Below are 16,025 nucleotides of genomic sequence, written 5' to 3' on the forward strand. Positions count from 1 at the left end.
TCCTTAATAAGATTATTTATTCTCTTTAAAGTTTTCTTATCTTGAGATTGCCAATAAACATAATCATCCCAAGCTTCATCAGACCATACTTTATTCATCTTCTACCTCAACAATATCATGCATTTTACCTTTGCCATGATTAAGGTGACTTATAGATTTTTTCAAATAAGCAATATTAGTATCACTATAAAAAGGATCATCTGCAGCAATATCAAAAGGTATTCTTCTTTGTCTTACAACTGCTTTTAAAAAGATATTAATTGCAGTACTTGTATTCATGCCAAAATCTTCGAAAAGATTTTCTGCCTGTTTTTTTAATTTTTCATCAACACGAATATTAAGTGTTTTCTGCGCCATAATACCACCTCTTTTAATTACATTATATAACAAAAGAATGATAATGTACATACATTGTGTTTACGTTATATATATAATATTGCACAAATATAATTTTTTATTACAAAAACTAAAACTCTTAATTACACTTATTATCTATATTTATTATATTATGTGTAATTTAAAAATACACTTTTGTATTTTCAAATATAAAAAACAGACGTAAAGCCTTATATATCAAGATTTTACGTCTGTTTCACGAGTTCCACACAATAACGATTCTGTGGAATTCAGAATATTAAAATTACAGTATCTAATAAAATGATTACAGTTTAATTTCTTTATTTTTTATTTTTTTTATTAGATTTTTTACTTTTTCCTCAATTATTTTAGCTGTTTTAATAAATTTCTCATCGCTTTTTCCTGTAGGATCTTCGAGTCCCCAGTCCTCTTCATATTTAGATGGTAAGAATGGGCATGCAACATTGCAGCCCATCTTTACCACTATATCAATTTCGGGTAAATCATCAATCAGTTTAACATGTTGAATTTCACTTATATCAATGTTATATAATTTTTTAATTACTTTAACTGCATCTTTATTTATTTCAGATTTGATTTCAGTGCCAGCTGAGTATGAATCAAATACCTCACTTCCATATAATCTTCCTATTGCCTCAGCCATTTGTGATCTACATGAGTTATGGACACATATAAAAGCCACTTTTGGTTTCATCTTTTTCCTCCTATGCTAAATTTTTATATGATGAGTTATATTCTAATTTTTTAAACACTATTAAATCACTATCTAATTTTAAATGGTTTCCTCAATATTTTATAAGAATTTTGTAAAATTCCTACTAACTCCCATCCCTCTTTTCCATATTTATTTAGTAATCCTTCTATACTTAAATTTTCTTGTGAACTTAAAAAATGGTCAACCGTAAATACTTTATATTCCCATTCCATATTAACAATACCCCCTTATTCCTATCTATTTAATGCAAAATACTTTTTTCCCCAGTGCAATGCTACATTCACAAGTCCTATCATTACAGGCACTTCAATCAACGGCCCTATTACTGCCGTAAAAGCTTCCTTGGACTCTATACCAAATACAGCAACTGCCACAGCTATGGCAAGTTCAAAATTATTACTTGCAGCAGTAAATGAAAGTGTAGCTGTCTTTTTATAGTCTATACCTGATTTATAGCTTATAAAAAATGAAACTGAAAACATAACTGCAAAATAGATTGCAAGTGGTACAGCAATTCTCACTACATCTAAAGGTAATTCCACAATATATTTGCCTTTATAAGAAAACATTACAACAATAGTGAACAGTAATGCAATTAAAGCAAGCGGGCTTATTTTAGGTACAAATTTCTTTGTATACCATTCAGTACCCATTTTAGGTTCCAATAATAATCTTGTTAGTATTCCAACTGCAAAAGGCACGCCAAGATAAACTGCAACAGATGAGGCAATTTTTCCCATGGAAATATCCACACTATAGCCGGTAAGTCCAAACCATGTTGGAAGTACTGTTATAAATATATAGGCATATATGGAATAAAATATAACCTGGAATATAGAATTAAAAGCTACAAGTGCAGCTGCATATTCTGTATCACCATCTGCCAGGCTGTTCCATATTATGACCATGGCAATACATCTAGCAATTCCAATAAGGATAAGACCTGTCATATATGCAGGATAAGCATGCAAAAATATTACTGCAAGTGCAAACATAAGTATAGGTCCTATAATCCAGTTCTGGATAAGAGATAAAGATAATACCCTGGGATTTCTAAATACCTTTCCAAGTTCCCTGTAGTTTACTTTAGCAAGTGGTGGATACATCATAACAATGAGTCCAACTGCAATTGGTATGGATGTAGTCCCAACTGACAAACTGGATAGTCCTCTTGATATACCCGGTACACCCCACCCAAGCAAAATTCCTGCAAACATAGCAAGAAATATCCAAAGCGTCAAATAACGATCAAGTAATGACAATCTAGATGATTTACTTTTCATATACATTCCTCCTGTTTTCTTTAACCTAATAACTCAAATAATTTTTCATCTTTAATTTCTTCTGCTTTCCATTCTATCAATGCAAAATTTCCGTTGGAAATTTCGTTGACTTTATTTATCCATGGTATTTCATTGCTTGCTTTAGCCTTAAGTACACTATTCGTAGTATCAGCCGCATACATACTGGAATTTACAATCCACCACTTACTTGCAATTCCCGCACGTTCTAGATCCGCTTCAAGGCGTATGGATTCGTAAACTGGAGTATCCTCGGCCAAAGTTACAATAATGACTTCTGTATCATTAGCATTTTTAAGCTTAGGTAAAAGCTCTTTGACAGATTGAGGTATATTGCCCTCTGAACGTTGAATTTCTTTGTTATAGCTTTCAGTGGAGTCCAATAATAACAACGTATGCCCTGTAGGTGCTGTATCTATTACTACAACTTCATCTTTTGATTTCTCGACTATTTCTGCAAAAGCCCTAAATACAGCTATTTCCTGTGTACATGGAGATCTTAGATCTTCTTCAATGTATGCTATATCACTTCCATTCATAGTTTTCCTTGCATTACTTAATACTTCTTTCTTGTATTTTTCAAGCTCTTCTTTTTCATTAATATGGCTTAATGTAATTCCGTAATTTTTATCTAACACAAATTTTAAATGTGCTGCTGGATCAGTAGTAGTTAGATGAACTTTTTTACCCTTTTTAGAAAGTCCCAGGGCAATGGCAGCTGCAACAGTTGTTTTACCTACTCCACCTTTTCCCATGGTAAATATTACTTTTTTGTCATTATTATATAGATCATTAACTATATCTTTCAGCTTATTTATTTTATTTACATTTAATTCTGCAATTTTATATTCAACGTTATCTTTTTTTAAAAATGCTCTTATATTTTTAATTCCTGTTACATTGTATGGTCTAAGTGGTATTTCATAAATTTCAAGACATTTTATGCTTTCAGGCATATTCTCTAAAGCATTTTTCTGCTTTAAATAAATTGCGTTTGAAATATTGTCATCATGAATTTCAAGTACACCATTTATAATCAGTGACTGATTATTTATACCTATATCTCTTAATTCTTTAGATGCTCTTTCTGCTTCTTTAAGAGGTGTAATTTCAGGCCTTGAAACAAGAACAAGGGTAGTCTTTGCTCCATCCGATAAAGTTTTAACCGCATTTTTATATAATGATTTCTTATCTTCAAGTCCCGACAACTGCCCTAAACATGAAGCTCCATGAGTACTTTCTCCTATAAAATTACTCCAAGCCGAAGGAAGTTGAAGCATCCTCAAGGTATGCCCTGTAGGTGCTGTATCAAATATTATGTGATCAAATTTTTTTTCCAGCTTTTTATTGGTAATAAAAGTTGAAAATTCAGTAAAAGCAGCTATTTCAACAGTACATGAACCACTTAGCTGTTCTTCCATATTTTTAACAGCTGTCTCTGGTAACTTATTACGATATGGAGCTATCACACTTTCTCTGTATTCTGCAGCAGCCTCTTCAGGATTGAGATTTGCTACTGTTAAGTTTGGTAATTCTCCAATTTTGACTCCCTTATTATTAAGCTCTGTACTAAACACATCCTGTAAATTGGAAGCTGGATCTGTACTAATGAGCATGATTTTTTTACCCTGATCTGCAAGGGCAACAGCAGTAGCACAGGCAGTGGAAGTCTTGCCTACACCGCCTTTACCTGTAAAAAATAAATATTTAGTTAAATGTATACTGTCAGGATTAAATTTTTTAAACATTAACAACATCCTCCTCCACAATCACAACCTTTAGACTTTATCTTAAGTCCAGTTTTCAAATAATCCTCTGATATACCTAGTAATTCACAAAATTCCTTATTTGTTGGATATGCTTTTGTCTTTACTATTGAACCATCTACCATAGTTACTGGAAGTATTTCTGTACCTTCTTTATTCAATGCCTCATTAATTGTTTTATTGTCTACAAATATTTGGGGATTGCTGGTCAAATTATACCTTTCAACCAATATACCTTTTTTTTGAAGATTATTTACAACAGTAGAAACTCTCAATAGCTCTGGATCTATGGAAGGCCCACATACACCTGTAGAGCAGCACATTGCTGGATCAAAAATTATCATTTTTTTCATATAAATCTCTCCCTTTATAATTAATTTATTTTTTATTCTGTATTTCACATTTATTAATGCTATTACTGATTTTACAAATACAATCTTCTGTATCCGTTATGATATTCATTAAAAATAGTGCTATTTTATTCGTGTTATTTTTATCCAATGAATAATAGCTCCATAATCCATCTTTTCTGCATTTAACAATTTTACAATCTATCAACACCTTCATATGGTGCGATAAAGTTGGTTGTGTAAAATTAAAATTTTCCAGTATATCACAGGCACATTTTTCACCACAGGACAATATATCAATAATTTTTAATCTGTTCTGATCAGATAAAGCTTTAAATATTTTTGCATATAACTCATAATCTAATTTCAAAAAATCACCTCTTATATATAGATAGTCATCTATATATAAGATATATGATTATCTATCTTATGTCAATATAATTATATAAATAAGCACATTAATAGAATATTATATTTATAATAGTCTATGTATTATAATATTATTTGTTAATTAAAATTTATACATTTAATGAATTACGCAGAACTATACTTTTGTAGAACTCATTTTTAATAAAATATACCAAAAGGATATTGATTAATTATATTTGTATGTTATAATAAAGATAGATAATAGTTATTAATTAATTATAAATTTTATTTACATAAATGATTTGTTGAATTTAATGAATGGAAGAGTTAATTATGAAAAATGAAAGAAATTTAAAAGAAAAAGTATATGAAGATGTTATAAATAAGAAAGAAATATTTGCCTCTGAAGAAGATGAAGTAGTACTAAATTGTGAAGGTCAACCTTGCAACTTCTCTTATAATAAAGATTTATAAGAGATGAATTTCTCACCATTAATATTTAAAAGCAGCTTATTGGCTGCTTATTTTTTTATTCAAAGTATATATCTTCGTTCACATTTAGAATATTGCAAAACTAGACAGAATAATTATTTTGTCTAGTTTTATAATGTCTTATAACCATTGAAAATACTATATTAACATCAAAATAACCTATCTAAAAATTAGAAATACGTATTATAATGTCCAGTTTTTTAGTTGATGTACAACATAAGAAAAGTATCCATTAAATCAAATAATAAAAGTTACTATTTATCTTTTGTTATAATAGGCTTTCCTTCTGAATTTAATAACACAGTCAACCCACCAGAAGTACCATTACTAATGTATAGGTAATTTACTCCAGTTTCTTTATCAACTATTACTCTATAACTCTCTATAAGTCCTTCAGAAGATTCAACTTCAAATCTTTTAGCTCCCATAATAATTTCACCTCCAAAATTTAATTTAAAAATAAGTAAGCTCATAATAATTTACACTTGTGAATCAACTAAACTTAATTATGATATGACCTTTGGCATCCTTACCTGTGATTTTAATTTTTAAATCTTTAGTACTATCTCCAAAAACACTTTATATTAAAACATACTAATTTCATAAGCCGTATATTCTGTATCAAACGTATATCCCAGTTTTTCAGCCAAAGCAAGTGAACCTTTGTTATGAGCGTCCCAACTTGGATACAAATTCTGTTTCAAACATTCCAATATCAGTTTTGCACCGCAAACCAAAGCTAAACCCTTCCGTCGTTCATCTTCTCTGGTGTCAATTTCCACTTCAATTCCACCTTTATAAAAAGCATAGGAAGAAGCTCCGGAAACAAGTTCACCATTTTTTAGAATAGCAGCACCAATTCCATTTATCTTATAATCCTCATAACATGGATAATTCCCACACAAATCTTTCGCCCAAGGCAATACCCGCGATTGTTCATACAACACATTATCAATCATCCTTAACTCGTACTTACCGGGTAGTTGAGATACTATCATTTGCAGCATTGATTTGTTAAATGCACCTTTCTCCTTTTTCGTAGCATAACGTATAAAACGAAATGCTTTTTCTTGAAACACAAATTCTATTGCTTCTTCCCACTGCTTGTTCTGGGGCACCATAATAATAAATTCAGATTGGTGATTAACTGGTTTATTACGTATTATCTCATAATTGACAGTACCGGCGAAGAAACAGAAATCGCCAAGAATAATTTGTGCAGTCTGCGGCTTTCTCAAATCATCAGCATAGGCCATACCCATGCAATCCTGCAAACAAGACCAGATGAATGTTTCCTGCCATCCATTAAATAATGGTAAAATGGCTTTTTTATCTTTAACACTATAGATAGTCATGTCAAATCCTCCATGCAATTCTATTAACATAAACTGCTTCAAAAGTAATCTACTTGCCATTATAAGTTAATATATTTTAATTTACAATCGTTCAACTTAGTTTATCTTGGATTTTTTTACTGTGCATTCTAAAAAAGGTTAATACAGCTCCGACTAAACTTATTATTGCCGCAGTTATATATACTACTTTCATTCCATATATAAAAGCATCATTTCTTCCCACTACATAATCTGTAACACGATATCCGATTTTTAGACTCATCATACTATATAAAAGCGTTGTTGCCAAAACTATTCCGCATATCATCCCTAGGTTTCTTACAAGTGAATTTATACTTCCTGCAATTCCGAGTTTGTTCTTTGATACTGTTGACATTACCAAAGAATTATTAGGTGGTTGGAATAAGCCAATACCAACAGATATAACTGCAATAAATATTATAATACTGGCTAAGACTGAATTTACATTTAAAATGGACATTAATATTAAGCCTAAACTTATAAGCACCAATCCTATAAATGTTAAAAGTTCCGAACCAATCTTATCCGACAGGCTTCCACTAAAAGGAGATAAGACCATCATAATTATAGGATTGACCATAAGTATTATTCCAGCATATTCAGGTGAATAATTCATCACATTCTGAAGGTAAAATGGTAAAATAATATTATTGCAAAACATGACCACAAAACTTATAAATGCACAGAATATACTCAAGGAAAATAACTTATTTCTAAATATCTGTAATTGTATTAATGGATTTTCACGTTTGTTTTCTACAAAAATAAATACTATAAATGAAATAATAGCTACGACAAAACATAATAAAATTATTGGTTTTGTGAATCCAATATTTAATCCTGCATTTAAGGCGCCAAAAAGTGGAACTATAGTAAACATAAACAACACGCCGCCTATTCCATCCAGCTTTCCTTGCACTGTTTTATGACCTTTGGGTAATAATTTGCAAGCTAGAAACAAAGCTACTATGCCAATGGGTATATTTATTAAAAATATGAATTCCCAGCTGAATGTACCTACTATAAGACCTCCAAGTCCCGGACCTACTAAAGAACCCAGGGCAACAGCAGTTCCTATAAATCCAAGTGCTTTTCCTCTTTCATTTTTAGGAAATATCTCTGTAATAATTCCCTGATTATTTGCCATAGTTGCAGCTGCACCAACAGCTTGTACAACTCGTGCCAAAATTAATATTTTAAAGGAGCTTGTTATACCACATAACAAAGATCCAAAGGTAAATAAGCCCAATCCGAACTTGAATATTTTAGCCTTTCCAAGCATATCTCCAAGTCTTCCAAAAATCAATATAACTCCAGATACACCTATTAGGTAACTTGTTACTACTAATTGTATATTAGCCGTTGTTACATTTAAAGCATCGGCCATTTTAGGCAATGCTATATTTACAATACTTCCATCTAATGTTCCCATAAAAGTTGACATTAAAACTATAATTAAAATAGTCCATTTATTTCTATTGTTTTCTTTTACATTTTCCATTTAAATTTATCCCCCCTTATGCCTAATCCCCTGGCATTTGGCGTACTATTTATTATTAGGATTGTCATAACAACTAAAATGATAATAACAGCTAATTAAGATTATTATATATCTGATTCAACAGTTTTTTCATTTCTTTAACTTTATGTTTTTTTATTTTCCTTGTTGCTTCCTCTAATAATTGCATAACTTTAGGAATTAATTCATCCCGTAATTTCCAGCCATCATCAGTCAAGAAGATTTGAAAAGCCCTTTTATCTACAGGATGAGGCTTTCGAACAACTAATCCTTTTATTTGTAACTTTTCAACAATGCGATTAGTATTTGGTTTATCTTTAAAGACGATATCTGACAACTCTTTAGGGGTAATACCCTCTTGTTCCGATAAACAGTTAAGTACAGCCCATTGTTCTGGTGTAACATCATATTCTCTAAATCGTTGAAACAATTCATTTTTAAGTTTTGTATTCACCTTATTTATAATAAAACCTAGTGAATCATCTAATTTAAACTTCATACATACCACCGCCTTAGTTGTCTTAGCAACTATATTATATCTACATAATAATTACCTGTCAATAATATAAGTTCAGTAGGATATATTAAATAAAAGCCACAGACTATGCTCAAATTAACAATTTAACAGTCTGTGGTTTTTATTAAATTAAATCAAACTTTGTACCCTTTTCATCTATTCTGGCAATCAAATTTTGAGTTGGCTCAGCATCAAAAACTCCCAAATTAATTAATAATTGTCCGTCATTCTGGCTAATATTAATTACCCTATCAATAAATATCTTCTTTATTTTATGTGCCAAATCAGAATACTGAGCCGCCCGTTTTGCAGATGCTGATAGAGTGTAGCCTTGATTTTGAAAAATTTTTATACTGCGAACCATGAAGACAGTTTTAAGACTAAACTTATTTTTCTTATTATTTCCATAATTTTTAATATAGCCCTGGGAAACCCAGTATCTTAATTGTGCCGGTGTTACTCCAGTAGCATGGGATAATTCCGAAATTCCTAATAAAACGTTATCTTCTTTCATCATAGCTTCTATGAATTTTTGAAAATCCAGCAACTGGTTGTATGGTTGTTGTATATCCATTATTGGCACCTCCTTAAAATTATTATACTTCATTTCAATATATATAACAATTTATGATTTTAATTATCACTTTTTATGATAACTATATTATTAATATTTACAATCTAGATACTTAAATGTATAATAGATTACTATACGATTAATGAAAGAAGGTTTTAATTTTGTCTGAATCTATTGATACTAATGGTAAACCGTATAATAGACTTATGTTGGTTATTGTATTGTTGGTTGGTACTTTTTGTACAGTTCTAAACCAAACAATTTTAACAACTGCTTTTCCAACATTAATGAAAGCATTTGATATTTCAACTTCGACTGTTCAGTGGCTGACAACAGGATTTCTAATGGTCAATGGTATTATGATCCCCGTTTCAGCTTGGCTATCGACTCGTTTTAATACAAAGTGGCTGTATATTACTTCAATGATAATTTTTGAAATTGGAACTATTATGGCGTGTACAGCACCAAATTATAATTTTTTATTAAGTGGTAGATTAATTCAAGCAGTTGGTGTAGGAGTCTCCATGCCGCTTTTACAAAATATCATGCTGTCAATATTTCCACCTCACAGGCGAGGTATTGCTATGGGACTAGCTGGTGTTGTCATTGGAGTGGCACCTGCCATTGGGCCAACACTGTCTGGATTTATAATTGATACTTGGCAATGGCGTGACTTATTTGGAATGATAATTCCAATTGTAGCTGTAGTTATCATTTTTGCATTTTTCTTTATGAAACCTGTTCTTAAAACCCATGAAACAAAGCTTGACTGGTTATCGTTATTAATGTCAACTGTTGGATTCGGGTCACTGCTTTATGGATTCTCATCAGTAGGAGACAAAGGTTGGGGTTCTCAATTGGTCTTAACTACATTAATAGTTGGTCTGGTATTTATAGGATTGTTTGTTTGGCGTCAACTTACTATGAAAACACCATTTTTGGAACTTCGAGTATTTTCTTCCAAGAGTTTTACGGTTCCTACAATATTAAGTTCAATTGTTATGGTAGCTATGGTTGGTGTGGAAATGATTGTTCCACTATACCTGCAAATGATCCATGGCATGAGTGCATTCCATTCAGGTCTATTATTATTACCTGGTGCTTTGATGATGGCTGTTATGAGCCCTATTGCTGGACGAGCATTTGATAGAATTGGAGCTAAAAGACTATCAATAGCAGGATTATTTCTATTGACAGCCGGAACTTTGCCTTTCGTACTAATAACCAGAGAAACACCAATTGTCTATATTGCGTGTCTATATGCTGTTAGAATGTTTGGTATATCCATGGTAATGATGCCAGTCACAACGGAAGCTATGAATGCTTTGCCTACTAAACTAATTTCTCATGGAACGGCTGTTAACAATACTGTCCGTCAAATTGCCAGTTCTATCGGTACTGCCGTATTGGTTTCAGTGTTGTCAAACATCACCAATAGTCAGATGCCAGGAAAATCTCTATTAAAAGCAGCGCCATTAGAATATAAAGTTAAAGCACTTAATGCAACTATGTCTGGTTACCAAGGAGCATTTTTGTTAGCTGTGGGTTTTTGTGTTTTTGGATTCATAATAGCTTTCTTTATGAAAGGACATACTGCTGACTCTAACGAAATGCAAATTCAAAGTACTACAGGAGGGGAAAAATAATGATAATTATCTTAATGATCATAAGTGCTGTAGCTTTCTTTATCAGCTTTATTTATATTGATAAAGTAAAACTTAGAATACCATTTACACTTATTTCAGGAATAGTGTTTATTTTTTCTATAATTGGAATGGTTGCAAATTATCATAGCCACTATGGCATGCAGGAAGTTACAACTACAATTGAAAAGCAAATATATTCTGCAGATACTACTGGTGCCATGCAAATAATTTTGTATGAGCCAATTGGCACTAACGGAGATGAAAATATTTTTATTTATTCCCCTGATAACCACTCAAAAAAGGTTACACACACGAAAGTAGATGAATTTACTACAAACAAAACTGAAATTGTTAATTCAGATACAGCAAATCTTAAAATTACTGAAGTACATTGGAAATACAAGTCAGCCGCTTATAAATTCTGGTTTGGTATTGCGGACAATGATAATAAATTATCCAAACAAATTAACACATTTTACTTACCAAAAACATGGTATTTGTTGTCAACTAGTCAAGCAAAAGAATTGACGCAGAAAATGTCGAGTCCAGAGTTCAAAAAACAGAGTAAGTCTCAGGCAACTTTATATATTCAAAATAAGATGAAAAATGCAATTGTAAAAAATCCTGGCTGGACAACAAACAAGTCTAAACAACTTGAAATACAAAAAAAATTTGCTAATGAATTTCAAGACCAGATGTTAAAAAAAGCTATCCAGGATATTAAAAATAAATGATGAAATAGGTTTAATAAAGGCTAGAATTTCTATTAGGAAATTCTAGTCTTTATTATTTTTCAATATAATTTATCACTATTATTTCAAAGTTATTTATTATTAACATAACTATTAGCATCCATAAAATTTTAAATACTTTTCAATATTGGATTGAATATATTTGGCACTATGATTGCCAGTAAATATATGATTTTGAGAATTTATGCCTTTGTCTTGCAATATTTTATGTAAAATTGAACAACCTTCATAAAATCTACCTTCATCCTTATCTCCTGCATCCAGATAGACATCAATATCAGAATAAATATTGTTGTTTCTCGCAATATTTATTGGATCATATTTTTCCCATAACTCCATATTCTTGTAATATGGTTTATCTTCATCTTCAAGTTTTAGTTCCAAAGCAGGCATATGGCCTCCTACCTTTGAAAACATATTCTGATGTCGAAATGTATTATGAAGAGCTATATAACCCCCAGCAGATATCCCTCCTATATATCTTCCCTTTCTATCTTTTATAGTATTAAAAGTTTTATCTGTTAAAGGTATTACCTCTTTCATAAAGTAATCCTCATACATTCCCAGGTTTATGATTGTACTATTATCTCCATGGTCAGGTACCTTTTTACAAATTAAGGATGAATTCAATCCCCTACTGTTTTCAATCCTTGGACATACAATTATCATAGGTTTTATTTTTCCATCTTTTATCAGCTTATCGGCTTTACCATTTATATCTATTTGGGACATTAAATTCTCATTTCCACTTCTGCCATGTAAAAAGTATAATACCGGCAGAGGGGTTGAACTATTATAGCATCCAGGCAAATATACCAGCATTGACATTTCTTTAACAAGTACATTGCTGTGAAAATCTACTTTTTCCACTTTTGATTTATTCATTCTTATATCACCTCATTTGAAATTTTGTACTTGAATTATCATATTTATAATAGTAGGTACTTGTACTATAATAGATTATATTGGCAATATAATTCAATAATTGTATTGCTGAAATTTAGCACGATTTTGACATGAGGATATAATTATGAAAGATTTGAAAACTTATTATAATAAAAAAATGCCAGATCCAAATTTGGGTATAGATATATTTCTACGTAAAAACTTCAATAATGGAAGAAAGTTCAATACACATTGGCATGAAAATATGCAGCTGTATTTTTTTGCTAAAGGAAAAGCTTTAGTTGGATGTGATAAAAAACGTTACTATGTTAAAACTGGCAGTATTATAGTCATTAACAACAATGAACTGCATTTCCTTGAAAGTTTAAGTGATGATCTGAAATTTTATACAATCCGTATTGATTCTTCATTTCTGTTCAGCAATCAGGTTGATTTATGCCAGACAAAATTTCTTTCACCACTATCACAAAATCTAATATCCTTTCAAAATTTAATTGAAAATGACAAACAGATATTGGACTGTGTCAGCATAACAATAGACGAATACTTTTTCAAAAAAATCGGATACGAACTTGCTGTAAAATCCTCTGTTTATCAATTAATTGTGCTTCTATTGAGAAAATACATTAGTAAATTTTTAACTAAAAAAGAGCTTGCTTCAAAAGTAACTAATTTGAAACGCTTTGATCTGATTTTTAAATATATAGACAGCAATTACTCCCAAAAAATATGCACTGAGGATCTTGCAAATATCATACATATAAGTACCTATCATTTTTGCAGGATTTTCAAACAAATGACAGGCAAGACAACTACAGATTATATTAATGGAGTAAGGCTTGAAAAATCCATTGACTATTTAAATAATGGAAATATGAATATAACTGAAATAGCTTTGAGATGTGGATTTGACAGCATAAACTATTTCAGCCGTCTATTTAAAAGGCATTATAATGTTTCGCCAACAAAGTTTAAAAAGGATAATTTCCTTTCTTCTTACTAGCTATATTACTACAACCAATAGCTATGGTAACACAAATAATCAAAGCTATGATACTTGCAGTCGACCATCCACCAAAATTCATCTTTTTAACCCTCCCATTGTCAAGTTTTTATCCATATTACTAATATACAATTATTTACTATTTTATGACAATATTAATCCTTATATTTCTTTTCCAGTTGCTTTTGTCTTTTGATTGCATATTGCCCAGTTAAATACAAAGCAATGAATACAAGGACAAAAATACTTAAGGAAAATATACATGTGGCTATGATCAAATACTGTATATTATTCCTAAAATAATCCATTGTCAAATACCTAATTACCCCAAACAAGACGCCTACAATAATAGTGGACACAATGCTATAAAGCAGATATGTTTTAATACATGGTTTAGTATAATAATCCCATGCGCCTTTACGCAAGGAAGCTATTATTGTAAATATACATCCAATCATAAATACTCCAAACTCCACTCCAAACTGTTTAAAAGGCATTCCCATTGTAGTTTTAACAATAATGCTTATAAACAACAGCCAGAACATAATCCAGAATCCAAGATGTTCAACCTTTAATATTTCCAGTTCTTGCCTTTCATCTACAACTTTTTTAATTTTTTTCATTTTCTTTATCCTCCCAAAAAATATCATTTAAAGTTTTTCTCAGTGCCCTGCATATTGATATGCACAGCTGTAATGATGGGTTGAATTTGCCGGCTTCAATCATTCCTATAGTCTGTCTTGTAACGTCAACTTTTTCAGCTAGCTGTTCTTGAGATAAATCCAATGCTGCACGAGCCGCTTTCATTTTTAAATTTTTCACTACTCCAACCTCCTTACATTACATATTATACATTATAATTTGCTATATGTAAACTATATTTTGCATATAGTCTGTAATTAGGTACCTTTAAAGAAACATATTAGAAATTCTTCAACTAAATTATGGTAGGAATATAAAGATTTAAGCATCTTACTTTATATGATAGGACAACCATCTAAAAAATCTTCCCATATTTTTAAAAGAAACTATATTGCACAATAATTCTGTTAGCTTTCCAAATTTCCTATAAAACAAGTTAAATATTAGAAATGGAAGCCACTGCTTTTTAGATTTTGGCAGTCTTTTTATTATATTTTTAAATGTATATACTTCCTTGTATATCCATAAATATCCATCATACAATTCTTCTGCTGTCATATTCTTAGGTTTATATACTACGTGTGCAGTATTGTAATTTGACAAATTAAAATCTACAATTCTATTTTTCTCTATTAACGTTGAGTACAACTTTGTGCCAGGATATGGCGTAAGGATATGTGAAGTTACCGTTTCTATCTTATTTTTGATTATCCATTTTAATGTATTCTTAAATACAGATACATCATCTTCATCCAATCCGAAAACAAAACTTGCATTTATCATTATTCCCCTTTTATGTATTTCATCTACAAGTTTCTCATAACTGTTTACACTATTTTGGACTTTATGAACACTATTTATTGACTTGCTGTTTATACTTTCAAAACCTATAAATAGACTTTGACAGCCAGACTCCTTCATTTCATCTAATAGTTCGGGCATATCCACTATATTGGAAGTAACCGCTGCATTCCACTTTAGTTTAAGTGGTTTTATTTCCTTTAATAATTTTTTTGTCCACTTTGGATTTCCAATGAAATTATCATCAATAAACATTATATGTCTTGTTTTTAATGCATTTATATCTTTAAGTACATCATCTACAGGTCTATTAATATAAGTTTTAAGTACATTTTTACAACTATTGTAGCAAAAATCGCATTCGAAAGGGCATCCCCTGCTTGTACTAATTATATTGGTATATAAATATTTTTCATTATCTATAATGCAATAGTCGGGTGATACTATCTCTTTTCCTGAAATATTCTCCATGTCATAATATATCTTCTTAAGTGAATTGTTTTCTTTATCATCAAGAATTTTTGTCCAAACCCTCTCAGCCATTCCAATGCATATTGCATCAAAACTATTAACAGCCCCCTCTGGATCTGCTGTAATATGGATACCTCCTGCAATTACTGTTACCCCACGTTCCTTAAACTTATTTGATATTTCCACTGCTCTATTCATAACATCTACAGTAACAGTTATTGCCACCAAATCTACAGGTTCATCAAAATCTATATTTTCAACATTTTCATTTTCAATGATAACTCCATGCTTTTTTGGAGTAAGATTCGCTATTGTTAGTAAGGCCAATGAAGGGGCCATTCTTGTTTTTAACTTTGTATCCATAGGTCTTGGCAGCATTGCAGGTTGTATTAATTTAATCTTCATAATATTACCTCCTCAAAAAAACTTTACTCAATATTTAACTTT

General features: G+C 30.8%; 21 protein-coding genes. 4 read left to right on the forward strand and 17 right to left on the reverse strand.

All coding sequences use genetic code 11. The features are described 5' to 3' along the window. The 8 genes from KM800_RS07765 to KM800_RS07800 form a co-directional block, all read right to left on the reverse strand. A partial coding sequence (locus KM800_RS07765; RefSeq protein WP_217812628.1) for a type II toxin-antitoxin system YoeB family toxin occupies positions 1–98 on the reverse strand: 98 nt, incomplete at its 3' end. After that, complete coding sequence (locus tag KM800_RS07770; protein ID WP_039657725.1) at positions 91–357, reverse strand: type II toxin-antitoxin system RelB/DinJ family antitoxin; 267 nt, start codon at positions 355–357, stop codon at positions 91–93. The genes KM800_RS07770 and KM800_RS07765, both read right to left, overlap by 8 nt. Positions 358–661: 304 nt before the next feature. Next, a complete protein-coding gene (locus KM800_RS07775; protein WP_058953302.1) occupies positions 662–1,072 on the reverse strand; it encodes an arsenate reductase ArsC in 411 nt (136 codons plus the stop codon). A gap of 68 nt (positions 1,073–1,140) precedes the next feature. Further along, a complete protein-coding gene (locus KM800_RS07780; RefSeq protein WP_242862472.1) occupies positions 1,141–1,305 on the reverse strand; it encodes a DUF4177 domain-containing protein in 165 nt (54 codons plus the stop codon). 21 nt (positions 1,306–1,326) lie between these two features. Beyond that, complete coding sequence (gene arsB / locus KM800_RS07785; RefSeq protein WP_058953301.1) at positions 1,327–2,376, reverse strand: ACR3 family arsenite efflux transporter; 1,050 nt, start codon at positions 2,374–2,376, stop codon at positions 1,327–1,329. A 20-nt stretch (positions 2,377–2,396) separates the two neighbouring features. Continuing rightward, the gene (gene arsA, locus KM800_RS07790) at positions 2,397–4,142 is read right to left on the reverse strand and encodes an arsenical pump-driving ATPase (protein WP_217812582.1); all 1,746 of its coding nucleotides are present in this window, start codon (positions 4,140–4,142) and stop codon (positions 2,397–2,399) included. Next, positions 4,142–4,513, reverse strand: a complete 372-nt coding sequence (arsD, locus tag KM800_RS07795) for an arsenite efflux transporter metallochaperone ArsD (RefSeq protein WP_058953299.1) — start codon at positions 4,511–4,513, stop codon at positions 4,142–4,144. Before arsD ends, arsA begins: the two co-directional genes overlap by 1 nt. Before the next feature lie 25 nt (positions 4,514–4,538). Beyond that, complete coding sequence (locus KM800_RS07800) at positions 4,539–4,880, reverse strand: ArsR/SmtB family transcription factor (protein ID WP_058953298.1); 342 nt, start codon at positions 4,878–4,880, stop codon at positions 4,539–4,541. Between the two features lie 332 nt (positions 4,881–5,212). On the opposite strand from KM800_RS07800, the gene KM800_RS07805 reads away from it, so the two are divergent. After that, a complete protein-coding gene (locus KM800_RS07805; RefSeq protein WP_217812583.1) occupies positions 5,213–5,353 on the forward strand; it encodes a hypothetical protein in 141 nt (46 codons plus the stop codon). Positions 5,354–5,625: 272 nt separating this feature from the next. Here the strand turns inward: KM800_RS07805 and KM800_RS07810 are convergent, their stop codons facing one another. The 5 genes from KM800_RS07810 to KM800_RS07830 form a co-directional block, all read right to left on the reverse strand. Next, on the reverse strand, positions 5,626–5,799 hold the full coding sequence (locus tag KM800_RS07810) for a DUF6440 family protein (protein WP_217812584.1): 174 nt from the start codon (positions 5,797–5,799) through the stop codon (positions 5,626–5,628). 156 nt (positions 5,800–5,955) lie between these two features. Continuing rightward, positions 5,956–6,726 carry a GNAT family N-acetyltransferase gene (locus tag KM800_RS07815; RefSeq protein WP_217812585.1) on the reverse strand — a complete coding sequence of 257 codons (771 nt, stop codon included), beginning with the start codon at positions 6,724–6,726 and terminating at the stop codon, positions 5,956–5,958. 91 nt (positions 6,727–6,817) lie between these two features. Continuing rightward, positions 6,818–8,248: an MFS transporter gene (locus tag KM800_RS07820; protein ID WP_058953290.1), complete on the reverse strand. Its 1,431-nt coding sequence runs from the start codon at positions 8,246–8,248 to the stop codon at positions 6,818–6,820. Between the two features lie 91 nt (positions 8,249–8,339). Next, positions 8,340–8,765, reverse strand: a complete 426-nt coding sequence (locus KM800_RS07825; RefSeq protein ID WP_058953289.1) for a MarR family winged helix-turn-helix transcriptional regulator — start codon at positions 8,763–8,765, stop codon at positions 8,340–8,342. A 142-nt stretch (positions 8,766–8,907) separates the two neighbouring features. Continuing rightward, positions 8,908–9,357, reverse strand: coding sequence for a MerR family transcriptional regulator (locus tag KM800_RS07830; protein WP_058953288.1), 450 nt, complete (start codon positions 9,355–9,357; stop codon positions 8,908–8,910). Between the two features lie 161 nt (positions 9,358–9,518). Here KM800_RS07830 and KM800_RS07835 point away from each other — a divergent pair, with 161 nt between their 5' ends. Beyond that, a complete protein-coding gene (locus KM800_RS07835; RefSeq protein WP_058953287.1) occupies positions 9,519–11,003 on the forward strand; it encodes an MDR family MFS transporter in 1,485 nt (494 codons plus the stop codon). After that, positions 11,003–11,737, forward strand: coding sequence for a DUF4811 domain-containing protein (locus KM800_RS07840; protein ID WP_217812586.1), 735 nt, complete (start codon positions 11,003–11,005; stop codon positions 11,735–11,737). Before KM800_RS07835 ends, KM800_RS07840 begins: the two co-directional genes overlap by 1 nt. Before the next feature lie 111 nt (positions 11,738–11,848). Here KM800_RS07840 and KM800_RS07845 read toward each other — a convergent pair whose 3' ends face one another. After that, positions 11,849–12,640: an alpha/beta hydrolase gene (locus KM800_RS07845; protein ID WP_217812587.1), complete on the reverse strand. Its 792-nt coding sequence runs from the start codon at positions 12,638–12,640 to the stop codon at positions 11,849–11,851. Positions 12,641–12,785: 145 nt separating this feature from the next. Between KM800_RS07845 and KM800_RS07850 the strand changes: the two genes are divergently transcribed. Next, complete coding sequence (locus tag KM800_RS07850) at positions 12,786–13,664, forward strand: AraC family transcriptional regulator (protein ID WP_217812588.1); 879 nt, start codon at positions 12,786–12,788, stop codon at positions 13,662–13,664. Between the two features lie 155 nt (positions 13,665–13,819). Here the strand turns inward: KM800_RS07850 and KM800_RS07855 are convergent, their stop codons facing one another. The 3 genes from KM800_RS07855 to KM800_RS07865 form a co-directional block, all read right to left on the reverse strand. Then, positions 13,820–14,287: a DUF6773 family protein gene (locus tag KM800_RS07855; protein WP_058953283.1), complete on the reverse strand. Its 468-nt coding sequence runs from the start codon at positions 14,285–14,287 to the stop codon at positions 13,820–13,822. Continuing rightward, positions 14,274–14,486, reverse strand: coding sequence for a helix-turn-helix transcriptional regulator (locus KM800_RS07860; RefSeq protein WP_217812589.1), 213 nt, complete (start codon positions 14,484–14,486; stop codon positions 14,274–14,276). The genes KM800_RS07855 and KM800_RS07860 overlap by 14 nt, the downstream gene beginning before the upstream one ends. A 150-nt stretch (positions 14,487–14,636) precedes the next feature. Then, on the reverse strand, positions 14,637–15,983 hold the full coding sequence (locus tag KM800_RS07865) for a B12-binding domain-containing radical SAM protein (protein ID WP_058953281.1): 1,347 nt from the start codon (positions 15,981–15,983) through the stop codon (positions 14,637–14,639). Between the last annotated feature and the right edge of the window lie 42 nt (positions 15,984–16,025).

The sequence above is a fragment of the Clostridium tyrobutyricum genome (assembly GCF_019144085.1).
In the GTDB taxonomy this organism is placed as follows: domain Bacteria; phylum Bacillota; class Clostridia; order Clostridiales; family Clostridiaceae; genus Clostridium_B; species Clostridium_B tyrobutyricum_A.